Origin of the sequence: Gordonia sp. AC31, assembly GCF_031844505.1 — a bacterium.
GTDB classification, from domain to species: Bacteria; Actinomycetota; Actinomycetes; order Mycobacteriales; family Mycobacteriaceae; genus Gordonia; species Gordonia hongkongensis.
On sequence record NZ_JAUZVK010000017.1, the window covers coordinates 63359 to 86191 of the forward strand.

The 22833-nt window shown below is 64.9% G+C and carries 16 protein-coding genes and 1 pseudogene; 7 read left to right on the forward strand and 10 right to left on the reverse strand.

Going from position 1 to position 22833, the window contains the following annotated elements; all coding sequences use genetic code 11:
* Window positions 1-124: 124 nt before the first annotated feature.
* From Q9R39_RS18875 to Q9R39_RS18885, 3 genes are all read right to left on the reverse strand, one after another.
* A complete protein-coding gene (locus tag Q9R39_RS18875) occupies window positions 125-847 on the reverse strand; it encodes an ATP-binding cassette domain-containing protein (RefSeq protein ID WP_311277966.1) in 723 nt (240 codons plus the stop codon).
* Window positions 844-3627: a branched-chain amino acid ABC transporter permease/ATP-binding protein gene (locus tag Q9R39_RS18880; protein WP_311277967.1), complete on the reverse strand. Its 2784-nt coding sequence runs from the start codon at window positions 3625-3627 to the stop codon at window positions 844-846. The genes Q9R39_RS18875 and Q9R39_RS18880 overlap by 4 nt, the downstream gene beginning before the upstream one ends.
* A 66-nt stretch (window positions 3628-3693) precedes the next feature.
* Window positions 3694-4929: an ABC transporter substrate-binding protein gene (locus Q9R39_RS18885; protein WP_311277968.1), complete on the reverse strand. Its 1236-nt coding sequence runs from the start codon at window positions 4927-4929 to the stop codon at window positions 3694-3696.
* 356 nt (window positions 4930-5285) lie between these two features.
* On the opposite strand from Q9R39_RS18885, the gene Q9R39_RS18890 reads away from it, so the two are divergent.
* Complete coding sequence (locus Q9R39_RS18890) at window positions 5286-5891, forward strand: TetR/AcrR family transcriptional regulator (protein WP_265968971.1); 606 nt, start codon at window positions 5286-5288, stop codon at window positions 5889-5891.
* A 6-nt stretch (window positions 5892-5897) separates the two neighbouring features.
* Here Q9R39_RS18890 and Q9R39_RS18895 read toward each other — a convergent pair whose 3' ends face one another.
* Window positions 5898-6182: a hypothetical protein gene (locus tag Q9R39_RS18895; RefSeq protein WP_226513344.1), complete on the reverse strand. Its 285-nt coding sequence runs from the start codon at window positions 6180-6182 to the stop codon at window positions 5898-5900.
* Window positions 6183-6358: 176 nt separating this feature from the next.
* On the opposite strand from Q9R39_RS18895, the gene Q9R39_RS18900 reads away from it, so the two are divergent.
* The gene (locus Q9R39_RS18900) at window positions 6359-7114 is read left to right on the forward strand and encodes a M23 family metallopeptidase (RefSeq protein ID WP_311277969.1); all 756 of its coding nucleotides are present in this window, start codon (window positions 6359-6361) and stop codon (window positions 7112-7114) included.
* 505 nt (window positions 7115-7619) lie between these two features.
* A pseudogene (locus Q9R39_RS18905) lies at window positions 7620-8763 on the forward strand (IS3 family transposase).
* 328 nt (window positions 8764-9091) lie between these two features.
* Here the strand turns inward: Q9R39_RS18905 and Q9R39_RS18910 are convergent.
* The 4 genes from Q9R39_RS18910 to Q9R39_RS18925 are packed head-to-tail and all read right to left on the reverse strand — an operon-like array spanning window position 9092 to window position 17063.
* Window positions 9092-9508: a hypothetical protein gene (locus tag Q9R39_RS18910; protein ID WP_280359589.1), complete on the reverse strand. Its 417-nt coding sequence runs from the start codon at window positions 9506-9508 to the stop codon at window positions 9092-9094.
* Window positions 9509-9537: 29 nt separating this feature from the next.
* Window positions 9538-16029, reverse strand: a complete 6492-nt coding sequence (locus Q9R39_RS18915) for a putative T7SS-secreted protein (protein WP_311277970.1) — start codon at window positions 16027-16029, stop codon at window positions 9538-9540.
* Entirely contained in the window at window positions 16030-16674 is a 645-nt protein-coding gene (locus Q9R39_RS18920) for a hypothetical protein (protein ID WP_311277971.1), read from the reverse strand.
* Window positions 16671-17063, reverse strand: coding sequence for an SseB family protein (locus tag Q9R39_RS18925; RefSeq protein WP_311277972.1), 393 nt, complete (start codon window positions 17061-17063; stop codon window positions 16671-16673). The genes Q9R39_RS18920 and Q9R39_RS18925 overlap by 4 nt, the downstream gene beginning before the upstream one ends.
* A gap of 321 nt (window positions 17064-17384) precedes the next feature.
* Between Q9R39_RS18925 and Q9R39_RS18930 the strand changes: the two genes are divergently transcribed.
* Complete coding sequence (locus Q9R39_RS18930) at window positions 17385-17759, forward strand: hypothetical protein (protein WP_311277973.1); 375 nt, start codon at window positions 17385-17387, stop codon at window positions 17757-17759.
* A gap of 4 nt (window positions 17760-17763) precedes the next feature.
* Window positions 17764-18405 (forward strand): DUF3558 family protein, encoded by a 642-nt coding sequence (locus Q9R39_RS18935; protein WP_311277974.1) that lies wholly within the window; start codon window positions 17764-17766, stop codon window positions 18403-18405.
* Window positions 18406-18496: 91 nt separating this feature from the next.
* On the opposite strand, the gene Q9R39_RS18940 is transcribed toward Q9R39_RS18935, so the two are convergent.
* Both Q9R39_RS18940 and Q9R39_RS18945 read right to left on the reverse strand, forming a co-directional pair.
* Window positions 18497-19234 carry a TerD family protein gene (locus tag Q9R39_RS18940; protein WP_311277975.1) on the reverse strand — a complete coding sequence of 246 codons (738 nt, stop codon included), beginning with the start codon at window positions 19232-19234 and terminating at the stop codon, window positions 18497-18499.
* Window positions 19235-19401: 167 nt separating this feature from the next.
* The gene (locus Q9R39_RS18945; RefSeq protein ID WP_311277976.1) at window positions 19402-20562 is read right to left on the reverse strand and encodes an exonuclease domain-containing protein; all 1161 of its coding nucleotides are present in this window, start codon (window positions 20560-20562) and stop codon (window positions 19402-19404) included.
* 30 nt (window positions 20563-20592) lie between these two features.
* Here Q9R39_RS18945 and Q9R39_RS18950 point away from each other — a divergent pair, with 30 nt between their 5' ends.
* Both Q9R39_RS18950 and Q9R39_RS18955 read left to right on the forward strand, forming a co-directional pair.
* Window positions 20593-21885: a hypothetical protein gene (locus tag Q9R39_RS18950; RefSeq protein ID WP_205333025.1), complete on the forward strand. Its 1293-nt coding sequence runs from the start codon at window positions 20593-20595 to the stop codon at window positions 21883-21885.
* Window positions 21886-21894: 9 nt separating this feature from the next.
* Complete coding sequence (locus Q9R39_RS18955; protein WP_068971622.1) at window positions 21895-22524, forward strand: uracil-DNA glycosylase; 630 nt, start codon at window positions 21895-21897, stop codon at window positions 22522-22524.
* Window positions 22525-22833: the final 309 nt, after the last annotated feature.

A 22833-nucleotide genomic window follows, 5' to 3' on the forward strand; every position in this document is an offset into this window, starting at 1 on the left:
CGTAGGGCTTGGTGAGGCGCCTCGCGATGACCCTTCGTGGTTCGTCGCTTTCGCTCCTCACACCTCAGGGAGCGAAGGGATCTGCCTCAGAGGCTGTGGGTGGCTCGCCTCGCCCCTTTGTGGCCTACGCCCGGGCACTCCCGAGGTACGCCTCCTCGATCCGCCCGATGTCACCGGCAAGCGAGGCCGCGGAGTCCGTCAAAGCGATGTCGCCGTGGACCAGCACCACCGCCCGATCCGCGATCCCGAGCGCCAACCGAACATGCTGTTCGACGAGAACCACCGCGGTGCCCTCGGTGTCGGCGACATCCCGCAGGACGGGCAGGATCGACTCGACGACGATGGGTGCGAGTCCCATGCTGAGTTCGTCGATCAGCAGCACTCTCGGCTGCTGCAACAGCGCACGCCCGATCGCGAGCATCTGCTGCTCTCCCCCAGACAGCTCGCCCGCGGCGACCTTGAGTCGGTCTCTGAGAGCCGGGAAGTGGTCGAGCACCCTGTCGACGGCGCTGTTCCGAGCCGCCCCGCGTCGTCGTATGGCCAGCTGGAGGTTCTGTCGGGTCGTGAGTTGCTTGAACAGCGACCGGTCGTCCGGAACCAGGACGAGTCCGGCACGCACGGCCGCGCGCGCATCCCCCGCCCGAACCGTGTGACCGCCGACGCTGACCTCGCCATCGAGGCGCGGAAGCAGACCGGCAAGGGTGGTGAGCAACGTCGTCTTTCCGGCTCCGTTCGGTCCGAGCAGGGCGACAATCTCTCCCGCCTCGACGGACAGGTCGAGACCGTGGACGCAGGCTTTGCCGCGTGAGTACCCGGCGTCGAGACCGCGGCATTCGAGGACTGTCACGGCGTCATCTCCTTGGTCGTCGAATGTGGCTCGGAGACAGCGCTGTCCGGTGGCGAATAATCGTCGGACCCCACGACTGCCGACGACGGAGTGCCGAGGTAGGCGTTGACGACTGCCGGTGAGCGTCGAATCTCGTCCGGGGCGCCTTCCGCGATGACGGCTCCGAGGTCGAGGACGATGACCCGGTCGCACAGGCTGAGGACGAGATCCATGTCGTGGTCGACGAGGACCATGGAAACCCCGTGAGCGCGGGCTGCCCGCAACCTGTCGCCCAGCCATCGACTCTCGGTGCTGTCGAGTCCGGCGGCCGGCTCGTCGAGCAGCGCCACTTCCGGCTGGCCGGCGAGTACGCGAGCCACCGCGACGAGCTGACGCTGACCTTGCGAGAGATCAGCGGCCACAACATCACTGAGATGGCTGATCTCCAGCATCCCCAGGACGTTACGGACGTTCTCGGCGGTATCCCCCGGCGCACGGCGAGCGGCGATCGCCAGGTTCTCCGCGACAGACAACTCGCCGTAGAGTTCGATGTCCTGGAACGTCCGGCCGAGGCCTTCGCGGCTGCGTCGATGCGGTGCAAGGCCGTTGAGGGTCGTGCCGCCAAGAGTCACTGTTCCGGACGCGGTCGCAAATCCGCTGATGGCGTCGATCAGCGTCGTCTTGCCGGCGCCGTTGGGTCCGATCAGGCCGACGATCTCGCCGGAGCGGAGGTCGAAGCTGACGCCATCGACGGCGGTCACCGCCCCGTAGCGCACCGTGACGTCGCGAGCCGAGAGCAGAACCTTGTCACTGGGCGGTGTGACCGGCGGAGTCGGCGCGGCCTGAGCGTCGTCGTGGGCCGATTGTGGTGCACGTCGTCGAGCCGGCATCGGGATCTTGTGCAGATACCCGATCACGCCGTCGGGACTGGTGACGACGGTGAGCACCAGAAGGACTCCGCTGACCAGCATGTAGTAGTCGCCGAACGACGCGTACTTGTCGGCGGCGAAGTACATCAGCCCACCAGGCGCGATGATGCCGGCGAGGATGGCTCCGGAGATCGAGGTGACGCCGGCGATGTAGAAGACCGCGAACAGCCCGATGCCGGCGAAGACGGCATAACTACCGGCGGTCGCGAGGGTCTGCTGGTACGCCAGCAGCGATCCGCCCAGTCCGGCGAGGAACGACGCGATAGCGAAGGCGATGAGTTTGGTTGCGCCGACGTTGATCCCGGCCGCGGCTGCGGACCGTTCGTTGGCGCGCACGGCCAGCATCGACGCGCCGAGTCCGCTGCGACGGAGAAGTGCCACCGCGTACGCCACCAGGGTCAGCACCACGAGGCACAGGATGCCGAAGGCGATCCGCGGATATCCCTCACCCGCACCAATTCCCAGATCGATGCCGAAGATCGACGGGGATTCGACTGGCGCACCCTGCAATCCGCCGTTGAGCGACGGGTTGCGGAAGCAGAACGCCTCGCAGAACACGGCGAGAGCGAGCGTCGCGACCATGAGCGGTAACCCGCGCACCCGGAGAGCGGGCAGGCCGACGATCACGCCGATGACCATCGCCGCGCAGGCTGCGAGCAGCGGGGCGAGCGGGAACGGGATGTTGAGGTCATCGGTGAGTCGGCTGAGCGCGTAGGCGCCGACGCCGGCGAGCGTCAGTTGCGCCAGCGACACCTGGCCCGCGTACCCGGTGACGACGACCTGGGACAGCGCGATGATGGCGTAGATCATCGTGGCGATCACGGCGAGCCGGAGACTGCCGGAGGTGGTGACGAGTGCCAGTACCGCAACGACGACACCGACGATCCCCGGTATCACCAGACGGTTCGGACGCGGTGACCGGCCGAGGTCGTTGCGGGTGACCGCGCCGCGGCCCGGCACTGGGCGCCCGCGGATGAGGAGAAACCCGATGATGAGGATCAACGGGACCGCCTCGGCGACACCGGCGTCGGGCATCCAGTCCCAGGTGGTCTGCAGTTTCGTGGCCTCGGACTGCAGCATGCCGATGACAAGCCCGGCGCCGACCGTGATCGATATCGCGGTGAAGTTGCCGACCAGCGCCGCCGCGAGGGCCGGCACGATGAACATAGTGTACGCCACGGGATTGAGTGGAACGATCGGTGCGATGAGCACGCCGCCGAGACCGGCAGTTGCCGACGACAACGCCCAGTTGGCGACCGCGATGCGGTCCGGTGAGAGGCCGGTGACCAGCGCACCCTTCTCGGATTCGGCGGCGGCCTCCGTCGCCACGCCGAAGCGGGTGTAGCGCAGAACGAGTCCCGCACAGATGGCGAGTCCGACGATGACCACGGCCAGCATCAGACGGTCCGTCGGAACTGCGCTGGATCCGATCGTGAACGTGTCGACCTCGAAGATGGGTCCGACGCTGGGCGCGTTCTCGCCGACCCGCAGCGCGATGAGCGCCTGGATGACGAGCATGAGGCCGATCGCAGCGACCGCCTTGGCCAGCGCCGGGGCGGCCCGCATCGGGCGGAACACCAGTAGGTACAGGATGACGCCGAGGATCGCGGCGACGACCACGGAGATGAGTAGCGCTGCAGCGACTCCCAGTTCGGAGCCGAGTGAGATGGTCGCAGGAAAGCCGGGGATGGGGTTGAGGAGTTCCCCCTGGCGCAGAAAGGCGTACGTGTAGGCGGCGTACAGCGCCACCGCGCCGGTCGCGAAGTTGACGACGCCGGAACTCTTGAACGTCATCACTAGCGCGAGGCCGAGAGCGGCGAAGACGGCTCCGTTGCCGAGGCCGAGGACCAGGAAGGCGAGATGGTCGGTCATGGAACTCCCACTGGGAAGTGCGGGGATCGGGGGCCGCGCGGACGCGACCCCCGATCTGGAGAGGAACTAGTTGTTGGTGACGACGGTGTTCTCGAGCTTGGCGTCGGCGGTCACGTCACTGACCAGGATCGCCTTGCTGCACAGCGACGTCAGCGGCGGGAACGCCTTCCCGTCGCAGGTGAAGGTGATGCCGGGTGCGGCCGGGAGCGGAACGTCCTTGGCCTGTGACAGAGCGGTGGTGAACGCTTGAGCGTCGACGGTGCCCTCGAGACCGTTCAGCTCGCCGAGCGCAGTCATGACCTGATAGCCGATGTAGGCGAGGCCGGCCGGGTCGGTGTCGGGCGCGTATTGCGCCATGACGCTGCGGTATTGGGTGACGCTCGGGTCGTCGGAACTGAGGTTGACCGTGGTGAACGCCTTGGCGCCGGAGACCGCGTCGTTGCCGACGGCGTCGAGGACGGGCTTGTCGAGGCAGCTGGCGATGAGGTACTTCGAGGCGTCGGGTGCGACGGTCTGCAGCGTCTTGAGGACCGAGATGCACTGGCGGGTGTCGCCGAGGATGCTGACCGCATCCGGGTTGTCGGCGAGACCGGCGGTGATCTGCGGTGTCAGGTCGGCGGCACCGACCGGCACGGTGACGACGTTGAGTGCGACGCCGGCACGCTGGAACATGGGATCGCCCAGTGCTTTTACCGACGCGGCCGCGTCACCGGAGTCACCGATGATCAGGGTGACCTTCTTGAGTCCGTCCTTGGCGGCGGTCGCGGCCTGTCCCGCGAGGACGGCGACGATGCCACCGGACAGCATGAACGATCCGGGAGTGGCCATCTCCGCTTGTGACACCGGAGCCTGTGCGACGAACGGGATCTTGGCGCCGGCGATGATCGGCAGCATGACCGCACCCTGCGCGCCCAGCGGCGAGACCACGACCGAAACCTGCTGCTCCACCATCTGATTCGCGCACTTGGTGGCCGAGGCGGGTTCTTCCTGCTGCTTGCACACCACCAATTCGATCTGGTGACCGCCGATGCCGCCGCCGTTGTTGTTCAGATACTCGACCGCGGCTTCGCTGCCCTCGCGCACCATCGGCGTCGTCACGGCACCGCCCTCGGGCACGATCAGGCCGACCTTGACCGGGTCGCCGGTGGCCGGATTGCTCGGGAGCTGGCTGGTCTCGCCGGCGGTGGAGCTCTCCGAGCTGTCGTCGGCGCAGGCCGTCAGCGCTCCGAGCGCGAGCACCCCGGAACAGCCGATCACCGTCGCGGTCCGAAGCACACGCCTGAGTGCACTGGGTGATTTCATGCGATCCCCTTCGATCGTGATTCGACAAGTCGCCGCCCCGCTGCGGAGACGGACGAAATGTCGGATTTGCTGACTCGGTGGCGACTGTAACCCGCAGGTCGCGGTCGTCGGTCGGATTCGAAATATTCTGTCCTGCAATGAGTCTCGGCTTAGGTAACGACTGGTGCGCATGGCAGCACAAGTCGTCGGTCCGGCGCCGGAAGATCCCCCCGCGGTCGACTCGCGTGACGTCGTCTCATGGAGCGACGACCTCACACTGGACTCAGAGCAAAAAGTTAGACGCCCATCCAAACTTTGGGGGCGGAATGCAAGAATTGGTCGGTCGGGGTCGCCCCGCCCGTACGGAAGGCACCACTTTGACCGAAGCTCCGGCCATGGGTCGGCGGGAACGCAACAAGCAGCAGACGCGCGAACGCCTGCTGATCGCTGCGCGCGAATTGCTCGCCTCCGAGGGGAGCGCCGCGACGGTCGAGTCGATTGCTGAGCGCGCCGAGGTGTCGCGGGCCACGTTCTTCAACTACTTCCCGAGCAAAGACGACCTGCTTACCGATCTGTACGCCCAACTGATGGGGACGTTCTCGCACGTCGTCGACGCGATGCTCGACAAGCCGCTGAGTACGTACGAGCGCGTGGTGGGTGTGTTCGTCGACTTCGCGCGGTCGTCGGTCGCCGACCCGGACTACATGCGGACGGTGACCAGCGAGATCGAACGGATTTCGTCGATGTCGGGGACGCTCGGTGAACGCAGCCACGTGTTCACGTCGGAGGTCTTGCGGCTCATCGAGCGCGGCGTCGAACAGCAGGATGTGCGGACCGATCATCCGCCGGAGTTCCTCGCCCAGATGGTCGCGGCGATCTACGTGTCGAGCATGCGGTACTGGCAGATTGATCCGGGCTTCGAGGTGAGCGAGAGCTTCGAGCGCGCCGGCCGCTATGCCGCGGAGTCGCTGCTGCCGCGGTAGGGCTGGTCAGTCGTCGGGTCGGGCGACGTCGGTCTCCCACCGTTCGCGGCGTTCGTCCTCGGTCTGCTCCCACCATGGGGTGCCGCGCTCTCCCAGGGCGACCTTCGCCGCCTGGACGCCCCGACGTGACTCGGGTGCGCCTTTCGTCCGCTTCACGTCCCGACGCCACGCCATGAGGATCGACTGCAGTTCGGACCGCCGCTCGTCCGGAATCAGCGGGTCCGTCGCCCGCCACTTCCGGCCGTTGACGACGATATGGCGGCCGTCGGGCGTGTGTTCGGGCTCGGGCATGGATTACACGGTGCCACGCGGTTTCGACGCCGTGTGTGACCGGGATCTCGTTTGGGGTCTCACCTGGGGCTTTGCGTAAGTCCTGGGAGTCCTGGGCTGACTCTCAGTGTCTGCTTATGTCAGAAAAGGTAACTTCGCCGTGTCCTTGCCGATACCGAACTGTTACCCAATCTGAGATGGACAACGCTTTGCCTCTTCACCGACTGAACGCCGACTCTTCGACGCGCCCCGCCACTCGCGCCCTGCTCGACTCGACGTCGCGCACCCGGCGTCCCGGACGCCATCGTGCCACGTCGCACTCCACCGCCCGCACGGCCCTGCGAACGGGCGCGTTCGCCGCGTTCGTCGGTGCGGTCGGCCTGAGTGCCGGCACCGCCGCGCAGGCAGCGGCGCAGCCCGCTCCCCCGTCTGCGCCGAAGATCGCGCTCCCCGAGAACGTGAAGCTGCCGGCTGGCGTGGTCCTGCCGCCTGAGCTCGACGACTTCGCTCGCGACGTCCTGCCGCCGTCGGTATTCGGCCCGGGCAGCTCCGACCTCCCCGGTATCAAGAAGGCAGTGAAGCCGGTCAGCGGCACCGTGACCTCGGGCTACGGCCCGCGCTGGGGCACCCACCACAACGGAGTCGACATCGCCAACAAGATCGGAACGCCCATCTACGCCGTGACCGACGGCGTCGTCCTCGAGTCCGGCCCGGCATCCGGCTTCGGCCAGTGGGTCCGCGTCAAGCAGGACGACGGCACCGTCGGCGTCTTCGGACACGTCAACGAGAGCTTCGTCCACCCCGGCCAGCACGTGCGCGCCGGCCAGAAAATCGCGACCGTCGGCAACCGCGGCCAGTCCACCGGCCCCCACCTGCACTACGAGGTCTGGGATGCCAACGGCACCAAGATCAACCCCCAGGCCTGGCTCAACAAGCGTGGGGTTCATCCGTGACGGATGGTCGCCCTCGCTATACGACGTCGGTCCTGTCGCAGGAGAACAGACAGCGAATCTAAACGTCGCCGGTTCCAGGTACCTAGACGTCAGCCTGACTGCGAGTACTGCTCGTCGCCGGGAAACGTGATGCAAGGCGACAGGGAGGTTACTGTCCACGGGGGACCATACGAAACAATTGAACGAGTGAGGACGACGGAGAACCTCGTCGTTCGTAACCTTTCGTTCGTCCGCCGAGTCCTTTTGCGCAATCTCAACAGGCTCGTACCCGCGCGACTCACGTACGGAGAAGCCGCGGTCCACCTGTGAGCGCGTCGTCGGTTCGTTGTAGTCGACGTTAGTCTCCGACCGAACACTCCACGGCGGCCCGTCGGCGAGCGAGTTCTCGCCGGTGCTACATCCGCGAAGCTTTTCCGGATGCGTTGGCGTGTCCCCCGTGAACCGGTCCGGGTGGTTCTAGAGTCCTGATTGCCCTGTTGAGGGCGGAGAAGGGACGATAGGGATCATGGCGGGACGGAAGCGTCACTCGGCTGAGGACATCGTGCGCAAGTTGCGCCGAGCCGATGAACTGGCGGCCGAGGGCAAGAACGGCGAGGAGATCGCCGCCGACCTCGAGGTGTCGGCGGCCACCTTGTACAACTGGCGCCGCCAGTACGGCGGTATGGACGCTGATGCCGCCAAGGAACTCAAGGAGCTACGCGAGCAGAACGGCCGGCTCAAGCGCCTGCTCGCCGACGCCGAGTTGGAGAAAGACGCGCTGCGGGAGATCGCCAAGGGAAAATTCTGAGCCCGACCGCCAAACGCGCCGCGATCGACATGCTCAAAGACGTGAAGAACATGTCAGAACGTATGGCGTGCAGGGTTGTTGGGCTTTCACGGTCTACCTACCGGCGTCTGCCGTTGACTCAGACACCGGCCGACCCGGACGCTGGTATGCGTGCACAGCTACGCACCTACGCCCGCAAGCACCCGCGACACGGGTTCCGGCGGGCGTGGGCGCACCTGCGGTTCGACGACGGTATCGAGGTGAACAAGAAGAAGGTGCATCGGCTGTGGACGGAGGAGGGCCTGCAGGTGCGCCGGGCGCCGCGGCGCAAACGAGCCGGGCAATCGTCAGTGCCGATCGTGGCGGCGGATGCGCCGAAGGTGGTGTGGGCATTGGACTTTCAGTTTGACTCGACCGTGGATGGCAAGAAGGTCAAGATCGCATCAATGGTCGATGAACACACCCGGATGTCGTTGCTCAACATCGTGGATCGCTCGATCACCGCCGACCGGTTGGTCGAGGAATTGGAGAAGACCTTCGCGATCTGGGGTGGCCCACCCATGGTGCTACGCATGGACAACGGCCCTGAGTTCATCTCAGAGGCGCTCCAGGCGTTCTGTGCAGGGTCGGTAGGCATCTCCTATATTCCGTCCGGCACGCCGTGGAACAACGGGTTCATCGAATCGTTCAACAACCGGCTGCGCGACGAGTGCCTGAACCGCAACTGCTGGCCCACCCTGCTCGAAGCTCGCGTGTGATCGAAGATTTCGAAGACGACCACAACCACCGGCACCGCCACTCGGCGCTGGGCTACCAGACCCCGGCCGAGTACGCTGCCCGATGCACCCACCAGCACCACCCTGTGGGCTGCGAGATCGACTGACCGACAGCTAGAAGAAACTGGCTCTAGAACTGCCTGGACCGGCTATCGGGGACCTGCCAGCGTCATCGGCTGCTCGGGAAAAGGAAGTGCGACTGCCATTCAGGCACAAGTTCGCTGAGGTTCTGGTTGACCATTCTCCAGGCCACGTCGACGGGCATCTCTAAAGACGACTTCTCGGGGCGGATCGAACCTTCGGATCCGCTGGTGATTCCGATCAGGCCTATTGCAAGAGTAGCCACTGCAGTGATTGCCCTCAATCTAGGAACCTCAACGGAGTCCAAACTTGGGGTCAATGGCGTGACTCGTTGATTTTAGTTCACGAGTATGGTCAATTCGGCGCTTTAATTCTACGAGCGACTTCTTTCAGATCCGCACCATTGGTCGCCTTCGCTTTGTTTGAGAAGTCGGTATTGGGAATGACAAAAAAGCGCACCCACCCTTGGTGATACCGTCGGAGGACGCTCGTCGTCTCGAAGTCCAGTTCCTCTCCCTCAATGGTGAGGGTGAACAGATCGCTGTCCAGGGTCGTCTCGGTGGGCATGACCGTGAACCCCCAGCCATACCCGAGATCCGCGTGGATACGGTTCTCAGGGAGCGTGTCGACTGAAACAAGTTCAATGTACGAGTCGAGCGCCCTTCCTCTTGGGACGTCTGGCAGTTCCATGTAGATCGGCGTTGACGTCGAGTACGTGTTGAAGAACTGCGTCAGTGCGTCAATTGCTAGCTGACATTGATTCTTGCCCATGACTGCACCTCTCTGACCATGAGATCGCTCTAACGAATCCAAGAATTGGGAATCATCATGCCCGGCGTGAAGACTATCTGATTTCCACCGCCGAGAAGCACGCCTCCTGCATAGATTTCCTGAGGCGCGACAGCTCCCTCGAAGTACTTCGTGCCAGCCGGAACTTCAATCCTGGTCACAGCTGTGGCTTGATTCATCCACTCCGGGTTCAGTGCGCTATCGATACGAGCCTGCAAAGGGCCGCTCGGTTCAGTCCGAGTCCAGAACTGACCAAGAGGACGTCCGCCTTCTGTGTACGTCCTATATAACGTCATCGGACTCGTCGACACTCTTTCTGTATAGCTGCCACCTCGGAATGTTTCGGCCAACCACTTTTCCAGGGGCCCATCTACGTGAGGACCGTATCTCTTGACCGTCTCATCGCCAGAGCACGGGGTGAGGCCGAGTGGGTCGATAGTCGCGGTCGGGTTGGCGGGATAGGTATGCGGATTGGGAGCAGGCGTTAGTCCCAGCGGGTCCGGGTTCAGATACCGTCCGGTCCCAGGCTGGTAGTACCGGTAACGGTTGTAGTACAGCCCGCTCTCGGAGTCCGCGTACTGACCGGGAAACGCCCACGGCGTCGACGAGCCCACCCACGTGCTCTCGCCGTAGAGAGTTCTCGCTGAGTGCCCGGCGACTTCGCCAGTGTGCGGGTCGACGAGCGCTGTCGGTGTCGCGATCTGATCAGTGACGATCGCGAAGAACTCTCGATCGACTTCGGTCTGGGTCCACTTGACGGGCCTCGACGGCGCGACCCCAGGTGAGCCGAGGTTGAGGCTCACGTCCGCGTCGGGTGCGCTATTCCTTTCTTCAGGACTGTCCGACGCCATTATCGTTTCTGTACTGCGCGTCTGCGCCAGAGGTGTGTACGCGTAGGGCGCGAACGTCCAGGTAGTCGCCGTGAGGCCCGCGTTGGTTCCGGCGTCCGATGCATCCGGCACTGACTCTGTCTGTTCAACCAGCTGCTCGCCGTGCCAGTGGAACCGAGTGACTGCCCCGGTTGCCGTGTTGGTCTTGCTGAGGCGTCGCCCGAGGTGGTCGTACGTGTACGTCCAGGTCGTCCCGTCGGGAGTGGCCACGCTGCGTAGCCGATCGCGAGCGTCCCAGACGTGATGCCACACATCGGGTTTGCGCGACAATCGCCTGCGACTCATCGTGGTGAGGCGGCCCGCGGGGTCGTACCGGTACGACGTCCGGCCGTCGTCAACGAGCAGGGTGCCGGAGTATCGCCAGCGGGGACCCTTCGAGGCTCGGCTAGCGCCTCGCACCTCAGGGAACGGGGGCTGGCTACCGCCTCGCACCTCAGGGGACGGAGACTGGCTAGCGCCTCGTACCTCAGGGAGCGGGGGTCGGCTTGCGCCTGGCTGGCCAGGTGGCGGGGGTTGGCCGGAGTCTTGCGCACCGGGAGGCCTGGTCTCTGAACGCGAACCCGAGATCCCGTAGTCGGTGATGTTGCCGGTCGCGTCGTAGGTCAGTTGCTCAGTGCCACTCGGACTGACCGCAGCGGTGATCCGCCCGAGAACGTCGACCTGGTAGTCGGTCCGGCCACGATCAGCGAGCGTCGTCGTCGAAGCGGTCAGGATGCCGTCGGCGCGGTAGGTGTACTCGGCTCGTGCTACGGTGCGTTCCGGTCTCCCGCCGGCCGATCCACTCGAACCGAGGTTAAGCGTCGAAGGATTGGCAGAGACCGTCGCAACCGACCGGCCCACTAACCGACCGACCAGATCCCACGACGAATCGATGGCCGTGCCGTCGAATTGTCGACGCTGCTCGCGACCGGAGGCGTCGGTGGTGATGTCGCAGGTACGTCCCGCGGTCGAGATGAAGTCGAGCACGCCGCGCGGATCGTAGCCGTAACGCGTGTGCACTGCGGTTGGCGTCGTCACCGATGCCGAACGGCCCGCGCCCGTCCAACCAGACTCGATCACCCAGTCGCCGGTTCCGTCGTTCACGCCGGTCAGTAAAGGCATGCCCGCCGCCGTATACGTCGAGTGCCACCGTCCGAACGCGCCGACGACACTCTCCGGCCGCCCGGCGAGGTCGTAGCTGTACTCGGTGACCTCCCCGTCGAAGACGGGGTTGAGCGGGTCGGAACTACGTTCGGCGACAACACGACCGGCCGCGTCGTACTCGAACGCTACAGTCTGCCCGGCCGCGTTCGTCCGCGTAGCGAGCCGTCCGCCCGCGTCGTACGCGTAGGTCGTTGTCGCGTTGTTGAAGTCGACCTCGGACTGCAACGACCCGTCCGCGTTGTACGAGTAACTCCACACCAGACCGTCCGGGTTGGTGACCGCGACGAGTCGGCGGGCGGTGTCGTAGGTGAACGCGGTTCGCGACCCGTCCGCGTCGATCCGCGCGACCGGCAGGTCGTAGTGGCCGTACTCCCAACGCGTGGTCGCGCCGACGGGATCGACGTAGGCGGCGCAATTGCCCTCGCCGTCGTACTCCCACCGCGACTGTCCACCATCGGGAGCGACGAGACTGGTCCGATTCCCCATCGCGTCGTACCCGACGGTGATTCTGGCGCCCTCGGCGTCGACGACCTCGACCGGCCGCCCGAACGCATCAAATCTGATCCGCGTCGTGTTGCCGAGCACGTCGACGATCTCGGTGGGGAGTCCGGCCGCGTTGTTGCGGTAGCGAACCATCACGCCGTCGGGGTCCGTGAGCGACGTCAGTGCGCCGTGTTCGTCGTAGGTGTACGACGTGACCGCGCCGGCGTTGTCGGTCACCGTCAGCGGACTTCCATTGTCGGTGTAAGCGATTCGCGTGGTGACCGGACCCGGTTCGACGATTCGGTCCGGCCGTCCTGGACCCGCGTAACTCACTTCCGTCGCTGCACCGTCGGGTCCGACGATTCGCTCGACATCACCGAAAGCGTTGTAGTGCAGCCGTGTCGAGAGTCCATCTGCACCGGTGAGCACCATCGGTTGCCGACTGTCGTTGTAGTCGGTCCGGGTGATCCGACCCAGCGCGTCGATTTCCTGCCGCACCCGATTGTCTGCATCGATGCCGTACAGCGTCGTCGCGCCGACGGCGTCGGTGTAGGTCGTTATCGACCCGGGGCCCGCCGTCCGGAGCTGGTAGTCGAACCGCCCGGACCACACTCCGTTCATGCCGGATTGAATGGTCACACGGCCGAGGTCGTCGTACCGGTTCCAGTACTCCATCCCGATCGAGTCGCGCCACCAGGTCATCCGCCCGGCGTCGTCGTAGCCGAAACGCGTTGTCGCACCGACGGCGTTGGTCGACGCGGCTAGATGGCCGCGGTGATAGGTGAATGTGCACAGTTGCTGGTTGGCCGGAACGCCGTTCACCCCGGCAACCAAGCGGTAGCCGAGGATCCGAGCGCTGTCGCACTGCACCTCTATGCGGTAACCGGCGGAATGCTCTACCGCAGAGGGTCTTCCGTGCTCGTCGAACACGAAGCGGATGCGGTTGTGATGACGGTCGGTCATCGCGGAGACTGCGATGCTCCCGGCCGTGACGTCGACGCCGTCCAGTTCTGGGATCGGGATGAAGAACCAGCTGACGAGCGTGCGGACATGGGTCAGCTGGTACCCGTCCGTCGCTGTTGCTCGCAGTTCCCAGTCGGTGTCGTTCACGCTTCGCGACTCGGAGTCATCTTGCGGCTTCGGGAAATTCGTCATCGTGCCGTCGGCGTCGACGATGGTCACCAGGTCGTCGCCGACGATGGCGCGGGCGTCGAACGTCGACGGCGTGGTCGGCCCGAGCCACCGTCCCCAGCGGTATCGCGAGCGATGTCGGTGGGTGAGCCGCAGCGGTAGGACGCCCGGGAGGTCGACATCGGTCAGCGGAAGGAAGTACTCGCCTGTTGCGACGTTGACCGGCTCGCCGTTGCTCCGACACTGCTCAGGCGCCTCATTGCCCTCGCTGGTGTCGGCGCGATCGGTCGAGCCCGCGTCGGTGCGTTCGGGGTGGGCGGGGTCGATCGGTTCGCCGGTGTCGTTGTCCGGGGCGGAGTTATCGACGTCTGGGTTGTCGCCGTCAGGTCGATTACCTGGGGCGGGGTCGCGCGGCGATGACGGTGCATCGGGACTCGCCGGACGCGGGCTGGCCGGCGACGGGCGTTCCGGTGTGAACGGGCGGTCGGGAACCACCGTCGGCGGGATCGGACGGTCGTCGGGTCCAGTGCGCGGCGGGTTGGGTGTTGTGTCCGGCGTGTTCCGCACGGTGGGTTCGGGCACGTGATGGGTGTTCGACGGAACCGGACGGCCGCGGTCCAGGTCGCGCGGTGTAGTCGACTCCGGTGTGGTGCGCGCGGGCGGCGTGCGGTCCGGGGTGTGATCGGGTGCGCGCGGAGGCGTCGCAGGAGCATCCGCACGCGCCGGGGCGACGGGACCAGCCGACGTCGGAGCGGGTTTCGATTGCGCGGGATCGGGTGTGGCATGTGGCGTCGAAACCGGGTGGTGGCCGGCGACCGGCCCGACGGGTCCGGTTGCGGGCGTGTCGGTGTGCTCATGTGTGCGCGTTGGGGTTTCGACGACGTCTGGTCGAGTCGTCGGCGCGTCGGGATGGATCGAGGCCGGCGTGGGGCGTGGACCAGGCGCGTCTGAGTCGGGTCGCGTGTGAGGTGTTGTCGGACTCGCTGGTTCGTCGGCTTTGGGTGGGTGCTCGCTCGTCGGTTCATCGTGCCGGGTTGGGGTCCGGTCAACCACGGGCTCGTCGGGCTTGGGCGCCGACGGTTCATGGTGTGTCGGGTTCGGTGCGCCATCGCGGTCGACGGCGTTGTGTCCGGGAGTGGACTGGCCGGGTGAATGGTCGCCACTGGGTGCGACTGCGGGAGTGGTGGTGTCGCCGCGGCTGGGTCCGGGCGGGTCGTCGTCGCCCAGGTTTCGTGGTCCAGAGGGATTGTCCGTGGGTCCCGGCGTGGGTGATCCCGGTCCGTCGGAAACGGGCGAGGGAGTGGGCTCGGGATTCGGAGTGGGCGCGGGGGTCTCGGGACCGGGTGTGTGCGGGCCGGGGCCGTCTACAGGTCCGCCGGCGACGGGCTGATCCGGCGACCCGGCGTCGGGGCGAGGTGTGGGTGGTTCAGGTGCGCCCCCGCTGGGCGGTGAGTCGACAGCACCCGACGGCGGTGCCGGAGCCTCGGGCGTGGGAGCCGGATTCGGCGAGCCGGCGCGCGACGGGGGCTCGGCCGCCGGCACGTCCGGCGCGGGACCGTCAGCTCTGGGGACCGGAGGCGCATTGTGGTCGACTGCGAGGTCGGGACCCTGTCGCCCGGGCAACTCGGCACTGGGACTGGCAGCAGGCGTGTCTGGGGTCGATCCGTGCGGCGCGGGGGACGGGTGTGGTGACGCGGGCGGGGCGCCTGGGTGACGTGGTGTCGGGTTGATGTGTGGAGTCGGTGAAGGGGTCGGTGCGTTGCGTCCTACCTTCGTGAACCCAGTCAGCAGGCCGCCGCCCTTCGGCCCCGGCGCGATCATCATCACCGTATTGCCGATGACGTTGCCCAGCGCCTGGGACGGATCCGTCGACCACCCGGATCCGGCGAAGTTCCGGACGAACTCGTCGGGATGGGCGACCTGGTGCACGATCCCGGTGGCCATGGTCGCCGAGTTGCGCATGTACTGGTGAGGGTTTGCGATGTTGTACGGGTTCTGCGGGAGCATCATGTTGAGCCCCTTGACAACCTCGGTGACCGACCCGATCAGACCTGCCTCGAAGTGTGTGAAGCTCGTGAACGCGGCGGTCCCGACGTCGCTGGCGGTCATTCGCGCCTGATCGAACGCGGACGGCATCGGCGGCGCCATGTTCGCCGCTTCGCTCAGCTCGGCCTTGACGCCCGGGGCCGACGAGTTGCGATGGTCGCGGCCGACTTTGAGGACTCGCTCCGCCTCGGCTTCGTATCCGGGCCAGGGGTCGGGTCCGGGATGTGTCGGCGGGGTGTCGCGTCGATCGTGCTTGTAGTCGTCGAGTTCGTCGTTGTAGATGTTGGCCTTGGTGACCCACTCGGCGTGTTTGCGCTCACCCTCTTCCCAGATGCGCACGGCTTCGGCGGCTTTCTGCTGCGCGAAGGTGACGACGCCAGCCCAACCAGCGAGTGCTGCAGCGGCTTTGGACGCGGCGTCGCCTGCTGCGAACCACTGCGGAACCTGTCGTCCGGATGCGTCCCGAAACTCCACGGCGCCGGTGCCGGACCAGTTGCCGACCGAGATGCCGCGCAGCCCTTCACCCGCCGCGACGAAATTGCCGGCGAAACCAGTGAATTTGTCGGCAAGAGCGGTGATACCGGCGGGGTCGCCGAGGATCAGCTCCTTGGGGTCTTTGGTCTCGTCGAGATTCTTCTCGTCGGGCATGGCGCCCAGCGAGTTGGCGACGTCGTCACCAAGATCTTCGACGTTGGTGGCAATACTGTCGAGGCCGACGGCCCGCAAACCGCCGCCGAGGAGCTCGGTGGCGCCGTCGACGAGTCCGCCGACGACCTCCTTCCCGCCCTCGAAGACGTCGAACAGGCCCACTTACTTCGTCTCCGGCTTGTCAGCTGGTTTGCTCTCGGCGGTGCTCGGTGAGGGGGCGGTGAACCCGTCGCGTTCGAAGCCGTCGATCGTGTCGGTGACAAGCGACGACGGATCGACCGAATGGCGTCCGATGGTCTCGAGGTCCTCGACCACCATCCCTCGGAGTTGTTCACCGAGCTCCTGGTGTTTCCGCATCTCTTCCGGCGTCAGGGCCCACTGTGGGTCGGTGATTGCGTTCTTGTTGTGCTCCCACAGATCGCCCCACGACATGGTCTTGAGGTCTTCCGGGGTGAGGCTCGGGTCGCCGATCACGTCCATCGTGAAGTTCTTGAGCTGGTCGCCCGCCCACTTCTCCTCACGTTCGTAGTGGCTCGCTCCGAGTCCGAGTCCTTTCGAGATCTCAGCTGCGCCGGTGACCAGCGCGCGAACGCCCCATTCCCAGCGGTCGCAGTACTCCTCGAGTCCGCTCTTCGGGTCCGCGTGACCGATGGCTCGGCCGTCGAGGTCAAGATCGCCGTAGCCGCGACCGATCGCGGCGCTGTAGTCCGAACCGACCCCGGTGTCGGCGAGCCCGTCGATCACGCCGTTGATGCCGGCGCTGGCCTTGACGAGGTCGGCGGGGTCGACTTTCAGATTGTCGGTCATCGGACTACCTCGCCCTCGTCGTCGTAGTAGCAGTGCGGCGTCAGCTCGCGGGATGGCGGGAACGTCATCGTCGACGGCGTTGCTGGGTCGACGACGAGGCCGGTGGGTTCGGGGGCTTGGTCGAGGACTCGGTCGATCAGCGCATGACCGGGAACGTCGAGGTAGCGGATCTCGTCCAGGTCGCGGTCGGTGAGTTCGGCGAATTCACGCAGGCGTTCCGGCGTCGTAAATGCCAGCATCCACGGGATACCGGCCTCCACCAGCGTAAACAGGCGTCCGTGGAGGTCGAGAGGAACAGCGAGGGTGGTATCGCGGAGGGCATCGTAGAGCCGAGGTGGATCGCCGAAACCGGACAAATACGCCCGCACCTCATCGACATATGTCGTCATCACCGGACTCCCCCGCAGTCATCACCGTGTGCCGGCTGATGCTAGATCATGAAGCTGGGGTTCTCGCGGTGGTGTCCACAGGTCGGTTGAACCCGTACTCGCGGTCACGCCAGGTTGAGCGCCGTCCGAGCCTAGTCCACGTAGACTACGGAATCTCGTTTCTAACTTGAGCCCCTGTGTGGGGTGGAACCAGAATCCGCCACTACGCACTTGTCGCGAGTTCGTCCACAACTCGGCGGCCCCCGTCACACATACCCCGCGTCGTACTAGTCTGTTCGACGAGTCGGCCCCAGCACGGGTCCGTCACCGGGAGGGGGACCCATGAGCACGCCATTCGCCGACGACTCTCTGCTGCCCCAGGCCGTCCCGGAAATGCCCGTCAGCCCGCACGGTCGAGGAACTGTACTGCGATCAGAGCGTGCTGACTGGGAGCGTCGCGCCGCTGTGGCTCGGGACACGCAGGAGGCGATGGCAGCCGCTCACACCCTGTTGGTCGGCGTGGCTGAATCGAATTACTTCGGTGATTGCGTCGAAGGAGAACGGTTCTATGGGTTGCTGGTGTCTGCAGTCGCATCACTCGCTGACCAGTGCAAGCGACAAGCTACGCTTGCTCGGGCTCTCCGCGAGCAATGCCAAGTCGCAGGTCAGAGGATCGACGAAATCGATGCGCAAAGCGCTGCCGATCTGAAGGCGTAAATGTATGAACCGGAGTGTTCGTATCTTGCCGACCGCCTTCGCGCTCGGCGCCTGCCTCGCGGGGTGTACGACCCCTGGGCTACCTCAATCGGAATCGATTTCCTCTCAAGTGCAGTCGACGTCGACTCCCGCGGTCAGGCAGACCGACGACGCTGGTAGAGCTCTGCCCTTCGAAACGGAGTTTCCCAACCGCTGGAGCATCAACAATGACGGGTCACCCTACGAGCCCTGTACTCAGGTTTCGAGTGAAACGCTGCGTCAGTTCGGTCTAGTTGCAGATTCTGCAGTTGACGTGGCCGGGTCCGACTTCCAGACGGCGAGAGGATGCCGATGGAAGTACGGCGACGACGACATGTCCTTCGTTGCACAGTTCGTGGGTGACATCATTCGTCCCGCCGAAGGGTTGACGGGGCACAAGAAGTTGAATCAGGCAGGCAAGACCTGGTTCCCAGATACTTTCCTGAACGGGCGACGAGTCCTTGTGAGTTCGATCGGGGCCGGAGCTTGCTCGGTCTACATACAGTCGGGTAGTGCGGTAGTAGTAACTACGGTTAGCAGGTTCGATCTGGAACCGCCTCCTACACAGGCCTTATGCGAAGTCGCTACAGACTTCCTAAGCGCAACGGTGAACCAGATTCCGCGCTAGCGGCCCTGGTGTTCAGAGCCTGGGCGCGAGTGGTCGCTCTGGCGGCAGTCAGAACTCGTGCGCACACTGGCATCGCCCTTCTCCATTACTGTCACTCCTCAACCTCCACCCCGTGTCGTATTGCGAACTCGGCGAGGCCGTCGTCGTAGCCCTGGCCGACTGCGCGAAAGCGCCACAGGCCATTTCGTCGATAGATCTCGGCGACGATCATCGATCGTTCAGTCGTCGCGGCGTCTAAAACTGCTGTTGCGAAGGTGAATTCGGCTGAGTCAACCGTTACTGAGATAGCGCCGACATCCCCGAAGGTTGCGTCGCCGTCGATTGCGGCTCCAACCGTGATTCGCTCTATCTCGTCTGGAGCCGCGGCGAGGTCGATGCTGACGCCTTGCTCGCGGTCACCGTCGATCGAAAGTCGTGCGACACCATCTGGACTGGCCGGTTGGTTGTAGAAGATGAACTCGTCGTCTGACGGGACTCTCCCGTCACTCGCCAACTCGAATGCAACGACATCGACTTCGGGGTCGTTGGACGGGTCGCTCTTCGCAGATGTCCACGCAACGTTGACCGTGAATCTATCCATCCCGTTCGGAATGTCGACGACGGCACCAGCGGGCAACGACGTTGGCGCGGGCCTCGTTTCCGCGGTGCCGTCATCGACGCCCTTCGGTTCAGTTACAGCTGGTTCGCTGGCGTCCGCGACACTCGAGACATGATGGGCCTCAAGGACCGGGAGACCCCGGTCACGGGCTTTTGCAAAGCGCCCATCGGCTTCTCCCCCGCTCAGCACAAGAACGTGTGTGACTGCAGCAGTCAAGTTGATGGCAGGCACCGCACCAAGCTGGACAAGGCGTGCCCGCACCGCCGTCGCGTCGCTGTGGAGTCCTCCCAGCACGAGAACCCGTCGACCGGACCATGGCAGTGAACTCGACGCCCGTCGCGGGGGTGTCCCGCGAGTCCGGGCCGGCGAAGGAATGACCTCTATCACCGGAACTGATTTCAGTGTGCCGGGCACGACGCGCTCGGACAACGAGACCGCAGTCGCTTCATCAACCAATGGGATTCCCAGTTCTTGGGCGCGCTGCAACTTGCGGCTGTCCGGTGCCCGGGATTGGCGACTAGCAACCCCGTCTTGCCGCTCACCGCGTTCATCACGTCCAATCCTGCATCGGCCAGACGGCGAGCCAGCTCGAGGCGAGGCGCATGCGTCGGTCCTGTGATCACGACTTTCGTGCCCTGGATCAGTCCCACAGCCGAGTCATGACGGCCGGGGTCGGTCCACGGGCAAGGCACTCTGGTGACCTTGTCTGGATACGCGCGAGTCGCAGCACCGCACGCGACGACAGGCAGTGGCAATCCCAAAGTGCTTGCAAGACCGGTACTCCGTCGAAACACCTCCAGCAAGGTCCGCACGTCATCGCCGGCGTCGTGGGCGGCTCGCTGTGGGACCGACCAGTGTTGAGCAAGTGTCGAGAGTTTCGCGTTGGGGACGTCCAATTGGAGCCGCCGCGTCAAGGTGATGGTGCACAAGCGATGAGTGATCGGGAGAGTAACCCCTGCTCGTCGCGCCTCTTCAACGAGAAAGCCGTGGTCGAAGACCGCGTTGTGCGCAACCAGCGTCCGACCTTCGAGCAGTTCACGTAGGTGCTCCACTGCAGAGTCAAAGGTCGGCGAACCGTTGAGACGCTCGCGTGTAAGGCGATGGATGTGAACGGGACCCGGATCGCATCCGGGGTTGAACAACGACGAGTACTCGCCGACAACGTGTCCGTTTGTGTCCAACGCGATCGCGGCCAAACTGAGTACACGGTGCTGACGCGAACTCAATCCGGACGTCTCGACGTCGACAAGCGTCCAACCTCGCCCTACAGATGACACAGCAACCTCGCATTCGACAGCTCGACCGGTGCATCCGGCAGGCGGATCCTCGGCCAGCGGACGGGCCCTGGGCGCAAGGCGCATCCGGACAACTCGGTCACTGTAGCGGTTGGCCAACCGACGGGAGGCAAACCGAGGATTCGAACCACAAGTTCGGCATCGAACTCGATTCGTCTGCGTGCCTACTGCTTCCGAGACCTGGTGACGGGTGTCCATACCAGTACGCGAGGCGTTGTAGTCCGTTCGGACCAACCGCGACGGTGTCGGCCATGTCCGATACATTCGGTTCGTTCCCACGCAGATGGAGGTCCGATGTCCAACGAACTCGTCCAGGTACCGGTGTGGACGCTGGCCACAGATGAGGCGGATATTCCCGCTGTCCTGAGCGACACGGCGCTGACTCCTGATCGACTCGCGGGGCTTCGACGTGCGCTCGCAGAGCTCAGCGAGACGCCCCTCACGACGTTAGAGGCTCATACAGTGCCGGACTCGCTCGACCGTTCGAAGGGCATCCATCTGCACGGAGTGAGCCCGTTGGCGCAGCAGTTGTCTCAGCTGGTGAAGAGTACGCCCAAAGTCGTTACGGACGGCGGTGAAACGCTGTACCGCATGGTCCTGCCAACCAAGGTTGCGGCACAGGTAGCTGGCGGCATGGTCAAGCCGATGGCGTCGTCGACCGTCGCGGGCGGCGTGCACAGCGCGCTCACGAATGGGTCCAAGATCGCCGCGCAAGCATCCTTCGTACCTGTGACTGCGGGAAAGGCCGCCGCGGCGGGTGCCGCGACAGGCTCGGCGACGACGGCGGGAGTTGCCGCCGCCGGCGCCGGTGCACTGACCGTCGCCGCTCCCCTGGTCTTGATGGCTGTAGCTGTGGGTGTGAGCGCTTACGCCGACCAGCAGCGCCAAAAGACCCTCGAACGGATCACTGAACTACTCGAGAAGCTTGTCGCCGACAAACTAGAGTCCGAGCGGCACGCGTTGGAGGCCTGCCGGGGTGCTATCCAGAAGGCGACCTCGATCGTGCTCGACGAAGGGCGCATCGGAGTGACCCTGGGACTGGACTCCGCGGTGTTCGCGATCGAAAACGCCGTGTCGAAAGCCACATCCCGAATCGCCAAGTGGGAGAAGGCCCTGCAGACGTTCGACAGTGACAAGGTCGAACTGAACCACCTTGCGAAGGCGATCCCGGGTGTCGAGGCAGCAGACAGCGAGTTCTACGTCCACGTCGAGCTTGCCCAGCTTGCGATCGCGATGAAGCGGCGCGTCATCGTGCTCCAAGCGGTCGAGCACGCGCAACTGTCGGAAGGGAACCCGTTCGAGCGCTTCGCTGCGTTGCTGCATAAGGAGCAGCACGACATCGAAGCACTCGATCGCCGCCTGGATGGCGTTCTCCTCCGCCTGTCAGCGCTGCAACTGGACAGGTCTCACGGCATCCGCGACGTCGTCTTCTCATCGGGAGAGGTAGACAAGCTTCTGAACACAACTCGTCGACTTCGCGATCTCGGGCAGACAGCACAACTAGCCGGACGGCAGTCGGAGGTCACCATCGACATGGTCCAGGAGAAGGACGGTTCGGTGATCGTCTTTCCCGCAATCGCCTCGTAGGCTGCGATCTTGGGCACGGTGAACGGACGCAACGCGGACCCGAGCGTGGTTGCGGCGAAGATGGCGCGGATTCGGGAACCCCACGTAGCGCCACTCAACGAACTCGCCGATCGGGTAGCCGACACCGAAGGCCTGCGTCGCGGTGAGGTGCCCTACGTCGACCCCGACACCGGCGGTGTCAACGCTCGGATGCTCGTGCTACTCGACAACCCGTCGACCAAGGCCGAATCGACCAGCGGCTCGGGCCTTTTGAGTTTGGACAACAACGACCGGACCGCGCGGAACTGCCGCGAGGCGTATGCCCGCCACGGAGTCGACTGGGGCGATGTCGTCCACTGGAACGTGGTGCCGTTCCCGGTTGCCGGTGTGAAGAACGGCGGATCGACCCCGGCGGAGCGGGCGCGCGGGGCCCGTTGGACCCGGGAAGTGGTAAGTCTGCTCCCAAATCTCGAGATCGTCCTGCTTCTCGGTGGTTCCGCTCGCGATGGCTGGCGTCGTGCATCCATCACGCGCGCCGGCATCTACGTGCCGGCAGGCAAGATTCCGCACTGTTCGATGCGCGGCTTGAACACCGCGGGCGGGCGCGAGCGGTTCGAAGCCGCGATAGCCAACGTATCGACGAGACTCATGCTGGCCTGAGCACCCACTTGGAACGGATGAGGACTGCGGTGACGTTCTGCCACCGGCGTGCAGTCGTAGCTTCGGGACGCCCACACGGTTCCCACCAGCATTGGGCCAATGCGCTGTGCAGCAGAATCTCTCGCTGCCGTCGAACCGCTCTATTGTCATCGCATGACGACTGACACGCATGGTGCGCAACGAGTGTTGCGAACACGCTCCGCGTCCACACCGTCCACGGTGTGGCTAGCCACCGGACTGATGATCACCGGAGCGAGCATCCAGCTCATCGGCATGTTCCACGCGCTCTCGTTGGTCGAGGCAGTCAGG